The 16,013-nt window shown below is 68.6% G+C and carries 14 protein-coding genes; 6 read left to right on the forward strand and 8 right to left on the reverse strand.

The annotated features are described in order from the left end of the window. The first annotated feature begins 99 nt into the window (after positions 1-99). On the forward strand, positions 100-594 hold the full coding sequence (locus EV278_RS23695; protein ID WP_132096678.1) for a MerR family transcriptional regulator: 495 nt from the start codon (positions 100-102) through the stop codon (positions 592-594). 45 nt (positions 595-639) lie between these two features. Here the strand turns inward: EV278_RS23695 and EV278_RS23700 are convergent, their stop codons facing one another. The 5 genes from EV278_RS23700 to EV278_RS23720 form a co-directional block, all read right to left on the reverse strand. Then, on the reverse strand, positions 640-1,110 hold the full coding sequence (locus EV278_RS23700) for a universal stress protein (RefSeq protein WP_132096680.1): 471 nt from the start codon (positions 1,108-1,110) through the stop codon (positions 640-642). Positions 1,111-1,276: 166 nt separating this feature from the next. Next, positions 1,277-2,749: an AMP-binding protein gene (locus EV278_RS23705; protein WP_243692313.1), complete on the reverse strand. Its 1,473-nt coding sequence runs from the start codon at positions 2,747-2,749 to the stop codon at positions 1,277-1,279. A 102-nt stretch (positions 2,750-2,851) separates the two neighbouring features. Beyond that, positions 2,852-3,778 carry a TauD/TfdA family dioxygenase gene (locus tag EV278_RS23710; RefSeq protein WP_165916757.1) on the reverse strand — a complete coding sequence of 309 codons (927 nt, stop codon included), beginning with the start codon at positions 3,776-3,778 and terminating at the stop codon, positions 2,852-2,854. A 44-nt stretch (positions 3,779-3,822) separates the two neighbouring features. Next, a complete protein-coding gene (locus EV278_RS23715; RefSeq protein WP_132096686.1) occupies positions 3,823-5,217 on the reverse strand; it encodes an acyl-CoA reductase in 1,395 nt (464 codons plus the stop codon). Beyond that, positions 5,214-6,560 (reverse strand): hypothetical protein, encoded by a 1,347-nt coding sequence (locus EV278_RS23720; RefSeq protein WP_132096688.1) that lies wholly within the window; start codon positions 6,558-6,560, stop codon positions 5,214-5,216. Before EV278_RS23720 ends, EV278_RS23715 begins: the two co-directional genes overlap by 4 nt. A gap of 108 nt (positions 6,561-6,668) precedes the next feature. Here EV278_RS23720 and EV278_RS23725 point away from each other — a divergent pair, with 108 nt between their 5' ends. Further along, a complete protein-coding gene (locus EV278_RS23725) occupies positions 6,669-7,670 on the forward strand; it encodes a helix-turn-helix domain-containing protein (protein ID WP_132096689.1) in 1,002 nt (333 codons plus the stop codon). On the opposite strand, the gene EV278_RS23730 is transcribed toward EV278_RS23725, so the two are convergent. Together EV278_RS23730 and EV278_RS23735 are read right to left on the reverse strand one after the other, a co-directional pair. Further along, a complete protein-coding gene (locus EV278_RS23730) occupies positions 7,667-8,911 on the reverse strand; it encodes an MFS transporter (RefSeq protein WP_132096691.1) in 1,245 nt (414 codons plus the stop codon). The genes EV278_RS23725 and EV278_RS23730 overlap by 4 nt on opposite strands. Before the next feature lie 47 nt (positions 8,912-8,958). After that, on the reverse strand, positions 8,959-10,119 hold the full coding sequence (locus EV278_RS23735) for a sulfotransferase (RefSeq protein ID WP_165916758.1): 1,161 nt from the start codon (positions 10,117-10,119) through the stop codon (positions 8,959-8,961). A gap of 166 nt (positions 10,120-10,285) precedes the next feature. Here EV278_RS23735 and EV278_RS23740 point away from each other — a divergent pair, with 166 nt between their 5' ends. Continuing rightward, entirely contained in the window at positions 10,286-11,425 is a 1,140-nt protein-coding gene (locus EV278_RS23740; RefSeq protein WP_132096695.1) for an epoxide hydrolase family protein, read from the forward strand. A gap of 25 nt (positions 11,426-11,450) precedes the next feature. Then, positions 11,451-12,278: a metal-dependent hydrolase gene (locus EV278_RS23745; protein ID WP_132096697.1), complete on the forward strand. Its 828-nt coding sequence runs from the start codon at positions 11,451-11,453 to the stop codon at positions 12,276-12,278. Positions 12,279-12,346: 68 nt separating this feature from the next. On the opposite strand, the gene EV278_RS23750 is transcribed toward EV278_RS23745, so the two are convergent. Continuing rightward, complete coding sequence (locus EV278_RS23750) at positions 12,347-13,432, reverse strand: amidohydrolase family protein (protein WP_132096699.1); 1,086 nt, start codon at positions 13,430-13,432, stop codon at positions 12,347-12,349. A gap of 120 nt (positions 13,433-13,552) precedes the next feature. Between EV278_RS23750 and EV278_RS23755 the strand changes: the two genes are divergently transcribed. Both EV278_RS23755 and EV278_RS23760 read left to right on the forward strand, forming a co-directional pair. Continuing rightward, positions 13,553-14,353, forward strand: a complete 801-nt coding sequence (locus EV278_RS23755; RefSeq protein WP_165916759.1) for a GntR family transcriptional regulator — start codon at positions 13,553-13,555, stop codon at positions 14,351-14,353. Further along, complete coding sequence (locus tag EV278_RS23760) at positions 14,350-14,844, forward strand: PaaI family thioesterase (protein WP_207905551.1); 495 nt, start codon at positions 14,350-14,352, stop codon at positions 14,842-14,844. Before EV278_RS23755 ends, EV278_RS23760 begins: the two co-directional genes overlap by 4 nt. Positions 14,845-16,013: the final 1,169 nt, after the last annotated feature.

The following is a 16,013-nucleotide window of genomic DNA, read 5'->3' on the forward strand; positions in this document are numbered from 1 at the left end:
GAACATCATCCGCGCCGAGCGCGACGGCCTGGTCAAGACCGTCAACGCCAAGGCCGGCGACCCCGTCGCCGCCGACGAGGTCCTGGTGGAGTTCGGCTGATGGACAATCATCCCACGATCATCGGACCGCAGACCAAGGCCGCCCTGGCCCTGATCGAGCGGCATCGCCGTCGCGAACTTCAACACGGTCGCGGCCAGGTCGCCACCAGGTCGCCGTCGACGGGCGCGACGCGACCTTATCCTGGCGGGTCCCTTCGGCCGTTTCCCTCGACGATGTCGACCATCGGCGACGTCAGCCAGCACCTGGGCCTGACTCCCCGCGCCATCCGCCTCTACGAGGAAATGGGCCTGATCGCGTGCCAACGCGGGATCAAGAACATGCGGATGCTCGATGAGACCGCCAAGGCCAGGCTCGACGCCATCGTCGAGCTCAAGAAGCTGGGCCTGACCATCTCCGAGATCGCCAACTTCCTGCCGCCGCAGGCCGAGGCGGCGTCATCCGCCTTGCGCGATCGCCTGACCCAGGCCTTGGCGGCGCTAGACGATCAACGCGGCGCGATCATCGCCTATCTCGCGCGTCTTCCCGCCGCCTAGAGGAAGCCGCGAGGAAGGGACGCCCGTTCCGCCGGCCGGCGACCGCTACTCCGAGTTTCCCAGCTTGGCCTCGAAGTCCTGGTCGCTCATCGCCTGGCGAGCGACCAGCAGGCTACAGTCCAGGTTGTCGACGATGTAGGCGCCGGTCGCGCCCGACCACCAGCGTTCCAGCAAGTTCCGCTTGCGGTGACCGACCACCACGAGGTCCGCGCCGACCTGTCGCGCGAAGGCGCCGATCTCGATGGCCGGCTCGCCGCGCACCAGCTTGCCGGTCGGCGAGAAGCCCAGCCGCCTCAGGCGCGCCAGGCCTTCGTCGAGCACGACCTGGTAGCTTTCCAGATGGGTTTCCGCGGCCCCGACCAGCACGCCCTCGGCGACCAGCACGCTCGACGACTCGACCAGGACGGACAGCAGAAAGACTTCCGCGTCGCAGGCCTTGGCCAGCAGCGCGCCTTCCCGCAGCGCCGCCCGCCCCTCCACGGTGCTGTCGAACGCCAGGACAATCCGCTTGTACATCGCTTCTCCTCGACCCGTTCGCGGCTGTGCTCGACAAAGCCGCGAGGCCTTGGAGCCGGCCGATCCTCCCCCGGGCGCACAAGGGGATCACCAATGCCGGCGGCGTCAATCCACCGGCCCCATTCACCGCGGTGGCGATGCGCGGCGCCCGCCACGCGGACAGGCGCTAACGCCGCGCCTCGGCCAGGGCCGATCGGCGGACCTTTCCCGCGGCGTCGCGCAACGGCTCCGTGGTGATCTCGAAGGCGCGGGGGATCTTGTTGGCCGAAAGGGTTCGGGCGAGGGCTGCACGCAGTTGGGTTTCCAACAGTTCCAACGGCCAGTCGGACTGCACGATCGCGTGGGGCCGAGCCCCCAGGTCGTCGTCCGGCAACCCCACCACCACCGCGCAGATCACGGCCGGATGCCGCTCGATCTCCGCCTCGATCTCGGCGGGGTACAGGTTGACGCCGCCGCACAGGATCATGTCGGTGCGGCGATCGGCGAGATAGAGGTAGCCGTCCTCGTCGACCCGCCCCAGGTCGCCGAACGAGTTCCAGCCGTCGCGTTCGCGCCGGTCGGCCCCGACATAGGCGTAGGTCGGCCCCTCCTCCGGCGGCGTACGGAACCAGATCTCGCCGACCTCGCCCGGCGCCAGTTCCCGCCCTTGTTCATCGGTGATCCGCATGTCGATGTCAGGCCGGGGTCGGCCGACCGAGCCCGGATGTTCGAGCCACTCGCGGCCGCCGATCACGCAGGACCCCATCCGCTCGGTCCCGCCATAGACTTCCCAGATCGCGTCCGGCCCCAGCCAGTCGATCCAGGCCCGCTTCAGCCAGGCGGGACAGGGCGCGGCCATGTGCAGCACGGTCTCCAGCGCGCTCAGGTCGGCCGCCGCCCGCAACGTTTCGGGCAGGCGCATGATCCGGTGCATCATGGTGGGCACGAGGTAGGCGTAGGTGACCGCGTGGACCTGGGCCAGGCGCAGCCAGGCCTCGGCGTCGAACCGGCCCATCTCGATGGCGTGCCCGCCCTGGGCGATGGTCATCAGGATCTGGGCGAACGGGGCGCTGTGGTGCAGGGGCGCGGGATTGAGGATCACCGCGCCCGGCTTCATGCGCATCGGCCCCATGGCGGACGTCCAGCGCGCCGGTCGGCGGTCCTGGATCAGCTTGGGGCGCCCGGTCGACCCGCCGCTGGTCGCCACCCGCCATACCTGCGCCGCCATCGGCGGCAGGGGCGAAGGCGCGAGCGCCTCGAAGCCGTCGAAAGGCGCGTCCTCGCCGCGGCCGATCACCAGCCGGGGCCGCATCAGCTCGACCAGGGCCTCGAACTCGCTGTCGGTCAGCCGGTGGGACACGTGGGCCGGCGACGCGCCAGCCTTCCAGATCGCGAACGCCGTCTCGTAATAGGCCAGGCTGTTGGGCAGGGCGATCATCACCGTGTCGTCGGGCCGGACCCCCAAGGCGATGAGCCGCCGCGCCCGCCGGTTGGCCGCCGCATCGAGCTGGGCGAAGGTCAGGGTCTCCGCCCCCAGGGTCACGGCCGGCCGATCGGGCCGCCGGCTCGCCTGGGCCGACAGCAGGGCGCCGAGCGGCGCGCCTTCGCGGGGGGCGCCGTCAGGGGTCAGGAACACCGAGGCGTCGAACACCAAGCTCACGGTCAGATCTCCGGCTGGACGCGCCATCCTGCCCCTGTCGCACGCCGCGATCATGGTCGCGCGAAAACGATCGGCCGGCCGATATCACGGCCCGGCGGCGGATCAGGCGAGCTTTATCGAGGCATGGCCTTCCGGCGCGCTGAACAGCGGCGCCCGGTCGCCATAGACCGGCGGCAGGCCCTGGGTGCTGATCCGCAGTAGGCGACGGCGCTTGCCCTCGGCCGCGGAATACTCGATCGGCGTGGCGCGATGCAGCGTGGCCAGATTGTCCCAGATCAGCACGTCGCCGACCTCGGCCTTGAAGGCGATGTTGAATCGCGGCGACACCGCGTGACTCTTGAGCGCGTCGAGCAGGGCCTCGCCCTCGTCCGGCTCCAGGCCCTCGACCCCGTAGGGCGTGCCGGCGACGGCGTAGAGGCTGCGCCGCCCGCTGATCGGATGGGTGATGACCAGGGGATGGCGAGGACGCTCGGCGGCGCGCTTCCTGGCCCGCACCCCGCCGTCGCGATCGGCCGCGTCCGGATCCAGCTTGATCGGCGTCTCGTCGGCGCCGCGCTTGCCGCCGACCAGCATGTGCAGGGCGTCGAGCGTATCGACGCGCTTGCGGAGCGCGTCCGGCAGAGCCTCGTAGGCGGCGGTCAGGTCGGTGAAGCGGGTCTCGCCGCCCTCGACTGGGGCCTCGATCGCATAGAGCATGGTCGTGGAGGCGGGCACATATTCGTACGAGCCGTCGGTATGCCAGAACGAGGCGCCGTCGCGCCGCCCCATGTCGTGATCCGGCGAATTGGAGATGGTGATCAGGGCCGGATAGTCGGGGTCGAGGTCCTTGGTGAAGAAGAAGTCGATCGGGGTCCCGAACAGGCGACCGAAGCGGTCGTACTCGGCCTTGGTCAGGTCCTGGCCGCGAATGCGCAGGACGTGGTGCTCGGCCAGGGCGTCGACGAGGGCCTTGCTGTCCTGCGCCGAAAGATCGCGCAGATCGACGCCGGAAACATCCGCGCCGAACGGGAGATGGGGAGTGAGTTTCATGGTCGTTTCCTGCATTTGCGGGGAAGATCGCGTGCGGAACTGCGTCAGCCCTCGTCGTTGACCCACCGGACGAACCGGTGGAGCGGATAGAAGCCGTCGTGCGGCAGACCGACCTCGGGCGTTGCGCAGCCCAGCGAGACGATGCGCTGGGCTCCCGCCGAGGCCAGGAGGTCGCGTAGGGCGACCTTGCGCTGGGGCGGATAGACCCCAACCGTCTGGGTCGCGACATTGACGTGGCGGAGCGCGTCTTCCAGCCGCTCGACGGCGACGACGTTGACGACCTTGCCCTCGGGATAGAAGTCGACCGCCTCGTCGGAGCGGATCACCAGTCCCCGCCCCTCGTAGCCGCCCCAGACCCGGTAGTAGTCTTCCAGGTCGCGCAGGCCGTCGATCTCGTCGCGCAGCGATCGCGTGATTGGGCGCGGTTCGCCCGAGGCGGACCGGCGGGCCTGGCCCAGCTTGGCCTGCAAGCCCTCGCAATAGCGGTCGATCTGCTCGATCGAGCCCTCGATGAACTGGAATCGGCTGGCGGTGCAGGCCTCCTGGTTCATGATCGTCGCGTCGTGGGCCCCGGCCTCGGCCGCCGCCTCCAGCGTCGCTTCGGAGGCAAACACCTCGCGGCCGATCAGCGAGATCGAGGTCTTCGGATCGAAGGCCACGAGTTCGAGGCCTGGCCCGACATATTTCAGCGCGCCCTTGATGGTGCTCTCGCCGCCCCAGGCGACGATCTTGTCGAAATATTGCGGGCGGAACAGCAGGCTTTCGACCGCCTCGTCGCCGCCCCGCCAGTAGGCCGCCGAGAACGATCGGGCGACGGGATGCCCCGGCGCCGCCTCGGACAAGGCGGCCAGGATGGCCGGCGCGCTGAACAGCTCGTTCGACGGCAGCTTCAGCAGGTGCGCGCCCTTGGTCAGCGCCCCGCGGATCACGGTGTTGGCGGCCACGCCGGGCGAATTGCCGGCGATCACGTGCAGCAGCCGGCAGGGGAAGGCCCGCACCCGGGCCGGTCGCCCGGACGGGGTGGCCACCTCGCGCCAGCCGTCCAGCAGATCTTTCCCACCGATCTCCTGGTCGATCATGAACTCCATGGAGGCGCGGCTGAACATGTGGCCCAGGTGGGCGAACGAGGTCTCGACCAGGTCGCGCGGATAGAAGCCGGCGGCGACGCTGCGCTCCATCGCCTGGGCCAAGGCCCCGGAGGCGTCGCGCTTGAGGACGTCGCCGGTGGCGACCAGGACGTCGATGATCTCGTCGATCGGCACGTCGGCGGCGGGCGTCGGCGCGGGACGCGGCCAGACCAGGGCGCCAACATCCAGCGGCGGCGTGGTGAAGCGGTTGGGCTCGCGGCCATATTCCAGACCGTCGCCCTCGACGACCTGGCCCTTGACGACGTGGCGGACCCGGGCGGGTCCCGCGAGCGGCGGAAGGATCGCATTCATGGCGCCACGGCTCCGCGGATATAGGCGTCGATGGTGCCGGCGCAGCCGATGTGGTCGCTTTCGCCGGCCTGGGCGTAGCGGCTGATGGTGTCCAGTATGGTCGGACCGGCACGGCCGCAGGGGCAGTCCTTGAAGTCGATCGTCACCTTGTCGCCACTGATCAGCCCGCCCCAGCGGCCTTCGTAGAGCAGGTCGAGGAAGGCGAACCGCCCCTCGACGACGCCGTCCTCGCCGTCCTCGGCGGTCAGCAGCCGCTCGCCGTCGCGGTCCAGCAGCAGCCAGATCAGGCCCGGCGGCCGGTGATAGCGACCGCACTGGCATTTGGGACAGGTCTGGGCCATCTCGGTCATGCCGTAGGCGTTGTTGCGGATCACCTTGCCGTAGAAACGGTCGACCCGTTCCCTGTAATCCTCGGGCAGGGAGACGCCCTTCAGCCCGCCGCCGGCGCTGACCAGGCTGTCGGGGTGGAAGCCGCCATCCTCGACGCCCAGGGCCTTGGCGCGGTCGATGATCGCCATGTGCTGAGCCCACAGGGCCGAGACCACGATCGGCTCGCGCCGATGCGCCAGCAGCTTTTCGACGAAGTCGTCCAGCGCCGCGTTCATCCGCTCGGCGCGCACCTGGGCCAGCACTTGGGCGACCGCGATCTCACCGGGCGTCGCCAGCCCCTCGGCCATGCGCTTGTTCAGGGCGGCCGAGGCGCTGATGTCGGCCAGGCGCAGAGGCTCGTCGGTCAGGAAATGAGCCTCGCCCGGCCGGGCCCAGACGGCGGCCGAGTTCACCGCCGCCTCGATGGCGCTGTTGGGACCTTTCGACGGGCTGGTCAGGAACACTACCCGGCTGTTGTCGGCCTTGACGTAGGGCCAGCCGCTCATGCGGCGATAGTGCCGCCGCTTCTTCTCGGAATCGCCGCGGGTGTGGTTGAGGAACGAGACCTTGCCGCTGGACCCGCTGGTCGCCAACACCATGTGGCCGGCGGCGCGCAAGCGGTCCATCCAGTCATCGACATCCTGCACGCCCTGGACGTCGACGTCGGTCACGGTCTGGGTCGACAAGGTCTGCATCCATTGCAGCAGCCGGTCCCACCGCCCCTGCTCCACGAAGCTGGCCGGATAAGACTTGTAGGACGTGTGGGCGAACAGCAGCGGCACGAGGTCGTCCAGGCTGCGGATCTCGTCGACGCCGCTTTCGGCGGCGCGGCGGCGCAGGACAGGGATCTGCTCGCGGCGTTCGGCGAACAGCTCGCGCGCCGCCTCCAGCTGGCGCGCCTCAAGGTCGGGATATGACCTGTCGAAAACGTCTTCGTGGACGGCGGCGTCCACCAGTTCCGATCGAACCGACATGTTCCTGGCGCTCCCAATTTTTCTTTGACGATGAGCCTCCCCGCGCCGACGGTAGAGTGGCGATCCGGACAATCAGGTCGCTGAAACAGACAAGCCGGAGGGCGCCCTTTGCCGCGCGTCGCCATCGTGGTCACCGACGGGGTCCTGACCAATGCGGTGTTCGAACTGGTGGACGGCCTGAGCCTGGCCAACCGCTACACCGAGCAGCAGTACGGCGAGCGCGAGACCCTGCCGCCCACCCTCGACGTCCGGCTGGTCTCGGCCTCGGGCGAGGCCGTGCGGGCCGAAAACGGGCGGCTGCTGTCGGTGGACGAAGGCCTGCACTCGGGTCCCTACGACCTGATCTATGTTGCGCCCTTCGCGATCGGCCGGCCCGAGGCCCTGGCCGCCCGGCTGGAACCCCTGCAGGTCGTCAGCGACTGGCTGGCCGCGGCGCGCAGCCAGGGCGCCAGGCTGGCGGCGAGCGGCAGCGGCGTCGCGGTGCTGGGCCGGGCGGGGGTCCTGGCGGGAGTCGTCGTTCCCCTGCCCTGGTGGCTTGAGCGGCCGATGGCCCGGCTCTATCCGCACCTCGCCTTCGACGTCGACCGCAAGGTCGAGGTTCATGACGGCCTGTTCCTGGCCGGCGCCCACGTCGGCGAGCCGGCCCTGACCGTGCGGATCATCGAGGCGATCATGTCGCCGGACGTGGCGACCTGGATCGAGCGGATCACCGGCGTGGATCGCTATCCCGATGGCCCCGATCCCGCCCTGGCCTTTTCGCCCACGGTGCTGCGCGAGGACGAACTGGTGAAACGCGCCGCCCACTGGCTGCAGCTGCGCTTCGCCCAGAAGCCGCAGATCGCCGACCTGTCGGCGGCGATGGCGCTCCATCCGCGGACGCTCTCACGCCGTTTCGTGGCCAGTCTGGGCATGACGCCGATCGACTACCTGCAACGGCTGCGGGTGGAGGCGGCCAAGCGGATGCTGGCCCGGTCGGCCCGCAAGGTGGACCGGGTCGGCTATCTGGTCGGCTATTCCGATCCCCGGTACTTCAAGAGCCTGTTTCGCAAGCACACCGGGTTGACGCCGGGCGAATACCGCCGCCGCACGCGGGCCGGCGACCCGGCCTAAAGAGGCTTTCGACTCCTGACGCCGGGCTCGATCGGATAGCGTCCGAGAAACAGGTAGGCGGCGGCGGCCAGCAGGAACAGGACCGCAGCGCCGACCAGAGCCTGATTGTAGGACTTGAAGTGGTCGAAGGCGAAACCGAACGCGATGCCGCCCAGACCGGCGAAGGCGGCGATGAACAGGGTGCTGAGGCCGTAGATCGCGGCGAAGGACTTCATGCCGAAATAGCGGGCGATGATGAAGGCGATCACGTCGATCTCCGCGCCCTGGGCGAGGCCGATCAGCACCAGGCCGATCCCCGCCATGACCGGCGTCGGCGTTCCCGGCAGCAACAGCGCGATCCCGACCACCGGCAGCAGGGTGAAGGCGCAGCCGACCGCCGGAGCCCAGATCCGGTCCACCAGCAGGCCGGTCGTCAGGGTGCCCACCACCACGGATACCGCCAACAGGGCGCTGTACTGGGCCGCGACGCCAGCCGGCAGACCCTTGTCAGTGAGCATGGGCTGGAGTTGGCTGAGGATGCCCACGCAGGGGCCGTAGGTCAGCGCAGCAGCCGCGCAGACCAGCAGAACCCGGCGGTCTGAGACCAGCGCCAGCCACAGGGCCGGGCTGAGCACCGAGATCGGCCTGCCCTTGTCGTTCAGCTCGACGGCCTCGCGCCGGTCGCGCACCAGCAGCCAACTGATCGGCAAGGCCACCAGCAGGGCGACGGCCGCCAGCAGGTAGTAGCCCGCCTGCCAGCCGTGGGTCTTGATCACGTGATAGGCCAGAACTGGCATGAAGGCGCCGGCCAGCGAATAGCCGATGCGCGACACCGCCAGCGCCGTCCCGCGCGAGGTGGTGAACCAGCCGGCCACGGCGCGCGTGAAGGCCACCCCCGTCGTGCCCATCCCGGCGAAGACCAGCAGCGCATATGTCGCGACGAACAGGGGGTAGTTGCCGCGGCTATGGGCGATCAGCAGGTAGCTGGCGCCGACCAGAACCAGGCAGCTGCACAGCACCGGCCGGACCCCGACCCGGTCGATCAGCCGGCCGAACAGCGGCGCGACCAGGCCGGCGAACAGCGCGACCTGGAAGGCCAGGGCGATCTGCCCCCGGCTCCAGCCGAAGGCCGCCTGCAACGGTTGGACGAACTGGCTGGAGGTGAACGACCAGCCGCCATAGCCCAGGCCCATGGCGATGAAGGTGCCGAGCACCACCTTCCAGTGGGCGCGCCATTCGTCTCGGGCTGTCTGGTCGATCATCGGTGTCCCATTCAAATGGCCGCCGCGGGTGTCGCCGCCAGGGCGGTTCAGGCGGCGCGTTCGAGCCTGACGTTGAAGTCGCGGATGTAGCCGCCCATGACGTTGTCGATGCTGGCGTAGTCCAGGTCGAACGCCGCCATCGAATAGGAATGGCGCGGTCCTTTGGCGTGGGCCTCGCGATCGGCGGCCATCCAGGCCGCGACCGCCGCGGCGCGCTCGGGGGAGAAGGTCACGCCGAAGCGCGCGTAGCAGCGACCCAGCTCGCGGAGCGGGTCGGCCTGGACCTCCAGATAGTGCGCGTCGAAGAACCGGTCGGGATGCTCGTCGCGCACCTGGGCGGCGCGCCGCATCGACTGCGACTGGCGCTCCAGCATGCCGAACGAGCCGGCGGGCGTGGCGTCCGAGAACAGGCTGTAATTGACTGCCAGGTTGTTGGACAGCGAGGCCAGGACCTTGGCCGGATCGCGGTGGCACAACACTACGCCCGCGTCGGGAAAGACTTCGATCAGGTCGCGCATCCACCAGTCGTGAGCCGGGGTCTTGAGCACCCATCGGTCGCGCTTGAACCGGTGCTGAAGGTGCTGGAGCGCCCGCTTCTGCTCCTCGTAGACCGGTTTCATGTCGATGGAATACAGGAGCTTGGCGTAGTTGGGGACGTTCCACCAGGCCGGATAGTTCACCGTCAGCAGCGAGATCTCCCACAGGAAGTTGCACTCCTCCGGACGCTCGGCGCCATACGGATGGATGCCCTGCATGGCGGGCGACAGGAATCCTTCGAAGTCGAGCGCCGCGCGGCACGCCTCGATGCGCGGGTCGCTGGCGTAGGTCGCTTCCAGCGGCGGCGGCGACGGAAACATGATCTCCCACAGGCGGGGCGAGCGGTTGGCCGGGTCGGCGGCCAGGAGGTTGTGGAAGAAGGTCGAACCGGCGCGCGGCAGTCCGGCGACGAAGATCGGCTTGACGACGACTTCCTCGGCGACGCCCGCAAACCGCTTACGGTCCTCGGCCAGCGAGAGCCGGCCTTTCAGATTGTCGACCAGGCGCCGCCGCGCGCGCTCGATCCCGAGCGCGTTGAGGTCGGCGTGTACGATCAAGTCGTGGGACAGGACCTCCAGCGGTTCGCGGAAAAGCTCGTCGCCCCAGTCGGCCAGGCCGGTCGCGTCCTGGGCGGCGCGCATCAGGTCCTGAGCGTCGAGCGGATGGGTCATAAGCCGTTCCTCTCCGTCCGCCGCCTGTTCCACGGCTTGCGTCCAGCCTAGGCCGGGTCGGAGCGCGTCGTCACTGGAGCGGCCCCAAGGCATCGTCTCCGCGATAACCCTCCCCGGGCGGGCAGGAACGTTTTCCGGATCCGGTGGTGGGAGTCATGCTGCGACCATGGATGCCCCGACGCCCTTCGAAATCGCCGTGCCCGAAGCGCGGCTCCAGCACATCCGCGCCGGCCTGCGCGCGGCCGACATCACCTATGCGCCGCCAGGCTCGGGCTGGGCCTACGGCGTGGACGCCGCCTATCTGCGCGAACTCGTCGACTACTGGCTCGACGTCTATGACTGGCGTCGGTGGGAGGCGCACCTCAATCGGCTTCCGCAGTTCAGCGCGCGCATCGACGAGGTCGACGTGCGCTTCCAACACATCAGGGGCTCGGGCGGACGCGGCCCGATCCTGATGACCCATGGCTGGCCAGGCTCGATCCTGGAATTCGACCAGGCCGCCGAACGGCTGGCGTTTCCCGAGCGGTTCGGCGGGCGGGCCGAGGACGGCTTCGATCTGGTCATCCCTTCCCTGCCCGGCTTCGGCTTCTCGTCGCGACCGACCAGCCCGATCGGTCCGCGCCGGGTGGCCGAGATGTGGCGCGCCCTGATGGTCGACCACCTGGGCCATGACCGCTTCTTCCTACAGGGCGGCGACTTCGGCAGCGCGGTCTCCAGCTGGCTGGCCCATGACGCGCCGGAGCATGTGGCCGGCCTGCACCTGAACCTGTGCATCCCCCAGCCCGTCCCCGCCAGTGAGGCCGTGGAGGGCGAGGTCGAATGGCGCGCGGCCTATGAAGCGGTTCAGCGGCGCGAGTCCGCCTACATGTTGGAGCACATGACCAAGCCCCAGACCATCGGCGCGGCCCTGTCGGCCAGCCCGGTGGCCTTCGCCGCCTGGGTGATCGAGAAGTTCCACGGCTGGGCCGACACCGGCGGCGATATCGAGAGCCGCTTCAGCAAGGACCAGCTGATCACCAACCTGATGACCTATCTGGTCAATGACGCGGTTTCCTCGTCCATCTGGATGTATGCCGGGACCGCCGCCGAGGCTGCGGCCGGGCGGTTGTCCGGCCTGAAGGTGACCGTCCCGACCGGCGTCGGCCTCTATCCGGCCGAGTTCCTGCCCGCCGCGCCGCGCGAGGCGATGGCGCGCAACTGGAACCTGGTTCGCCTGACCCGGATGCTGGCCGGCGGCCATTTCGCGGCGTTCGAGGAACCCGCGGCCTTCGCCGACGACGTTCGCCAGTTCTTCCTCAGCCTATGAGCCGGCAGCCGACAGGAGCCACGCCATGAAGGTTCGCTATCCCAAGTGGGAGTACGCTGACACTCCGCCGCACTGGTCGCCGTACATCGAGTACGTGCAGGCGCGGAACGCCGCCTCGACCATTCCGTCCTATGTCGAGCCGTTCCTGGTCAAGATCATGCTCCAGGCCCGGCAGGCGCTTGACCAGAAGGACACGCCGCTGGACCGCGACCTAGTGGTGTTCATCAAGCAGGAAGCCCAGCACTGCAAGCAGCACGACGCCTTCAACAGGCAGTTGCACGCCGCCGGCTATGACGGGCTCAAGGCGTTCGAGGCCGAGCTGGAGGCCACCTACGAGGACTTCCTGGCCAACCGCTCGCTGAAGTTCAACTGCGCCTACGCCGAAGGGTTCGAGGCCCTGGGGTCGGGCATGGCCCAGATCGTGTTCGACGGCAAGCTGGCGCGGTTCGAGGCCGACGAGCCCAATCCGGGATCGGAACTGTGGCGCTGGCACCTGGCCGAGGAGTTCGAGCACCGCAGCGTCGCCTTCGACGTCTACCAGACCCTGTTCGCGCACCAGAACCCGATCGCCGGCTATTTCTATCGCCTCTACGGCTTCTTCGTCGCCCTCAGGCACCTGGGCGGCTATTCGAGGCGGGTGACCGACTATCTGCTGTCGGTGGATCGCGCGGCGATGACCCCCGAGGAACGCGCCCAGTCGGTGGCGCGCGAGGCGTTTTTCAAGAAGACCTACGCCCGGCTGATGATTCCCAAGCTGCTGATGGTGCTCTCGCCCTTCTACAATCCCGGCAAGAAGAAGGTCCCGCCAGCCCTGGCCCGCTATCTGGAGGCGTTCGAGGCGCGGCCGGCCTGACGAGAGAAGGCGCAAAAAAGCCGCCGGGATCGGATCCCGGCGGCCTTCGCGTTTCTCGCGGCGGAGGATCAGGCGGGGTGCGCCGCCGGCATGCCAATACCGAACAGCTCTTCGAACGCGCCCAGCGTCACGCGATGGCGAACCGCCGGGGAGACATGGTCGAACAGGTGGTGCAGCACTTCCTGGGTGCGCGGATAGGTGCCCTCCAGGTGCGGATAGTCCGACCCCCACAGCGCGTTCTGATAGTCGTGGGCGATCACCGCAGGCAGGGCCGTGACGTCGTGCTGGAACGACGAATAGACCTGCTGCTTGATGATCTCGCTGGGAAGGCGCGACAGTTTGGGGTGGGCGTACTGGTTGTGCTGCCGGTAGGCCTCGTCGAGGCGGTCGCCCATGGCCGGCACCCAAGCCACGCCGGCCTCGGCGGTCATGATCTTCAGCTTGGGGAACCGGTCCAGAGCCCCGCCCGAGATCATGTGCACCACGCAGCGCTGCACCGGCACCGTGGTCTCCCAGTAATTGATCAGGGCGCCGCCCGGGCCGCGCGTGACGATCAGCTTCGAGGTGCCCGTGCCGACGTGGAAGCAGACCACCATCCCCGCCTCCTCGCAGATCTGCCAGATGCGGTCGAACTCGGGCATGTTGTATTCGAGGTGATCGGGCAAGGTCGCCGGCAGGCAGATCGACTTGAAGCCCAGGGCCGCGACGCGCTTGGTCTCCTCGACGGCGTCGTCGAAATCCAGCACCGAGATCAGCGCCGTAGCCAGCAGGCGCTCGGAGCGCTTGAGCATGTCGGCGTGCGCCCAGTCGTTATAGACCTTCACCGACTCGTGCATCAGCTGGCGATCCTTCATCACCGACAGCCAGATCCCGACCGACGGGAACACGACCTCGGCCCATATGCCCTGCTCGTCCAGGTCGGCCAGGCGCAGGTCCAGGTTCTCGGACCCCGGCGGCGTGATGGCGTCGATCATCGAGGCGGCGGCGAAGAACACCTTCTCGTCGTCCACCACATAGATGTCATGTTTGCCGTCGCGGACCATGTGCGGGCCGCGCGTTTTCAGCGACGGCGGCAGGTTCTCGGTCCAGAGGGCCTTGGGCTCCCAGACGTGGCTGTCGCCCGAATTCACCCAGATCTTGTCGCCGGTGGTCATGATGATGGTCTCCTACCCTACCCCGATCATCCCATCGCCGGCGTCGCTGGTCAATAATATATATAATTGACGCACGCTTCGACGCAGGCCACCCTGGCGGGGCACGAAGGGATGGACCGCTTGAGCCGACACGACGCCAAACCGCCCAGCCGATGGTCGCCCGACGCGCGCGTCGAGGGCAGCGCCCTGCACGTGCCCAAGACCTCGGAGGTCATCGCCCGCTGGCTGCGGCGCGAGCTGCTGCGCTCGCGCCCCAACCCGGGAGACGCCCTGCCCTCGGAGATCGAGCTGCGCGAACGCTTCGGCGTCTCGCGCCCGACGATCCGCGAGGCCGTGCGCATCCTGGAGACCCAGCACCTGGTCCGGGTGGCCCGCGGCGCGTCCGGCGGCGCGCGGTTCAGGCTCCCCGAGGCCCGCATGGTGTCGGAGGCGACGGGCGTCTATCTGCAGGCCCACGGCACCACCCAGGCCGAGCTGAACGAAGCGCGGATCAACCTGGAGCCGCGCCTGATCGGCTTCATGGCCGGACGCCTGCCGCTAGAAGCGATCGAGCGCCTGAAGGCGGAGGTCCAGCGCCAGGCCGAGGCCCTCGACGACGTTCGCGCCTTCAGCCGCAGCCACGAGGATTTCTACGCCATCCTGGCCGAGGCCTGCCCCAACCGGCTGATCGCGCTGGAGCTGCTGACCCTGCGCGACCTGATCCAGGCCCAGACCGAACTGGTCGGGGACGCCTGGGTCCAGCACGCGCCCCGCTCCCGGGCGGGCCTGGCGCGCCATGTCGAGGTCAAGCGCGAGATCGTCGACCATCTGGAGGCCGGCCGCGCCGCCGAGGCGGAGGCGCTGTGGACCCGGATGCTGGAGGCCCAGCAGCGCCTGACCGCCGAGATCGGCGTCGGCGACGAGCCGATCGAGGCCCTGTGACCGCCGCCCGCGACCATGTCGAACGGACGCCCGTCGGCGACGGCGTGCGGCTGTGCGCCAGCTGCATCCCGCGCGGGCGTTGCCGCCTCGGCATCGGCGGCGAGGGCCTGGACGCGGATGGCGTGGCCCATTTCCACCTGGTCTGCGACGACGGCCACGAGGGCGGTCCCGGCGTCGCCCACGGTGGCTGGACCGCCGCGGTGCTCGACGAGATGCTCGGCAGCGTCGCCCTGCTGCACAAGCGCCTGACCGTGACCAAGAGCCTGACCGTCGAGTTCCTGCGACCCGTGCCGATCAACCAGCCGCTGCGGGGCCGGTCGTGGAACGAGCGGATCGAGGGCCATCGCTGGCATAACGTCGGCGAGATCACCCTGGCCGCGACCGGCGCCCTGCTCGGCCGCGCCGCCGGCGTGTTCTCCGAGCGCGATCCCAGCCACTTTCAGCGCCACCAGGACTGGCTGGCCGCCCAGATCGGCAAGGCGGAGGACTAAGGCGCATCGCGCTTCGTCGCATGGGGACCGCCCCCTTCGGAAACCCCGACAGGCTGATCGTCTGGATTGGGGTGGGGAAACTGATGTTTGAATCCCCTAAAACGCCGCTCATCCCGGCATTCGCCGGGATGAGCGGATCAAAAAAGGTCAGGCGGCCAACTGACCTGACGTCCGCTCAGGGTTCGAAAGCGGCTATCCGGATCTCGCCCGAAATCGGACGCGATCGACGCACGCCAAAGCCCCCTTCCGGCGCAATACGGAAAATTTCGCCCCGCCGCTCCCGGCGTGTTTCCCGAACGAATTCAACGCCGCAAATCCACTTATCCTCCGTCTCTCACGCCGCCGTATGATCAACTCACCTCAAGGCGATGGGGAGGGCGTGAGGCCTGCGACCTTCGCGGCCTTGGGGGGCGGTCGAGCGGGAAGCGCTCGTCGGCGGCGGTTGGGGCTTTGCGGCCCTGGCCGCACCCTCGTCATCTGGTGCCGGCCGGGCCTGTAACACAGATACGGCGTTGACGAAGGGGCCGAGGAGGGCAGCAGGCTTGCGGTGACGCAGGCGTTCCGGGACCGGGCTCCACAAGCCCGGCCCGCCCATCGGGGGCTTTAGACCGGCGAGGTCCAAACAGGATCCACCGCCGGACGCTCCCGAATAACGACCGCGCGGAGCGTCGGTCCTGGTCGAAACGGTATTTCTTCAAAAGCTTCCGGGCTAGGCCCGGCGCTTCGCAGCCCTCCCTAACTTCAGCGGCCGACCTTTTGCGAAGGGGCCGCGTGAAGCGGCCAAGCCGCGCCCGTATTCACCCCGGAGGAAGACGCATGCTCAAGCCCCGCGACCGCCGCCCGCCGGCGCGAGTATCTGTATCGCGAGATCGAAAAACGGCTGGCGGCCCTCGAGGCGCGCGGGAGCCTTCGGGCGGAACGGGAAAAAAGCCCTGGCGCCAGAGCCTGGGATCCCGGCCGAAGCGATGACGGTGCCTAGAGCAAATCGCGCGATATAGGAATCGCACAACTTGCTCTAGATTTTTGTTTTCGCATCGCTTTTGCGGAAAACCGGCGTCCACTTTTCCGCGCGATGCTCTAGGTTCTAGTGACGATTTAGGATTCCCGTTGGGCCGGAGTTCTGATTCAACGCTGCTTTTTGGAGGCGGCGTTGGAAGGCGAAGTTCTGC

This window comes from Caulobacter sp. BK020, from assembly GCF_004342605.1.
In the GTDB taxonomy this organism is placed as follows: Bacteria; Pseudomonadota; Alphaproteobacteria; order Caulobacterales; family Caulobacteraceae; genus Caulobacter.

Excerpts from the sequence above, each read along its gene's own strand:
- EV278_RS23695 (WP_132096678.1), top strand. The coding sequence starts at position 100 with ATGGACAATCATCCCACGATCATCGGACCGCAGACCAAGGCCGCCCTG.
- EV278_RS23700 (WP_132096680.1), bottom strand. The coding sequence starts at position 1,110 with ATGTACAAGCGGATTGTCCTGGCGTTCGACAGCACCGTGGAGGGGCGG.
- EV278_RS23710 (WP_165916757.1), bottom strand. The coding sequence starts at position 3,778 with ATGAAACTCACTCCCCATCTCCCGTTCGGCGCGGATGTTTCCGGCGTC.
- EV278_RS23715 (WP_132096686.1), bottom strand. The coding sequence starts at position 5,217 with ATGAATGCGATCCTTCCGCCGCTCGCGGGACCCGCCCGGGTCCGCCAC.
- EV278_RS23720 (WP_132096688.1), bottom strand. The coding sequence starts at position 6,560 with ATGTCGGTTCGATCGGAACTGGTGGACGCCGCCGTCCACGAAGACGTT.
- EV278_RS23730 (WP_132096691.1), bottom strand. The coding sequence starts at position 8,911 with ATGATCGACCAGACAGCCCGAGACGAATGGCGCGCCCACTGGAAGGTG.
- EV278_RS23735 (WP_165916758.1), bottom strand. The coding sequence starts at position 10,119 with ATGACCCATCCGCTCGACGCTCAGGACCTGATGCGCGCCGCCCAGGAC.
- EV278_RS23740 (WP_132096695.1), top strand. The coding sequence starts at position 10,286 with ATGGATGCCCCGACGCCCTTCGAAATCGCCGTGCCCGAAGCGCGGCTC.
- EV278_RS23745 (WP_132096697.1), top strand. The coding sequence starts at position 11,451 with ATGAAGGTTCGCTATCCCAAGTGGGAGTACGCTGACACTCCGCCGCAC.
- EV278_RS23750 (WP_132096699.1), bottom strand. The coding sequence starts at position 13,432 with ATGACCACCGGCGACAAGATCTGGGTGAATTCGGGCGACAGCCACGTC.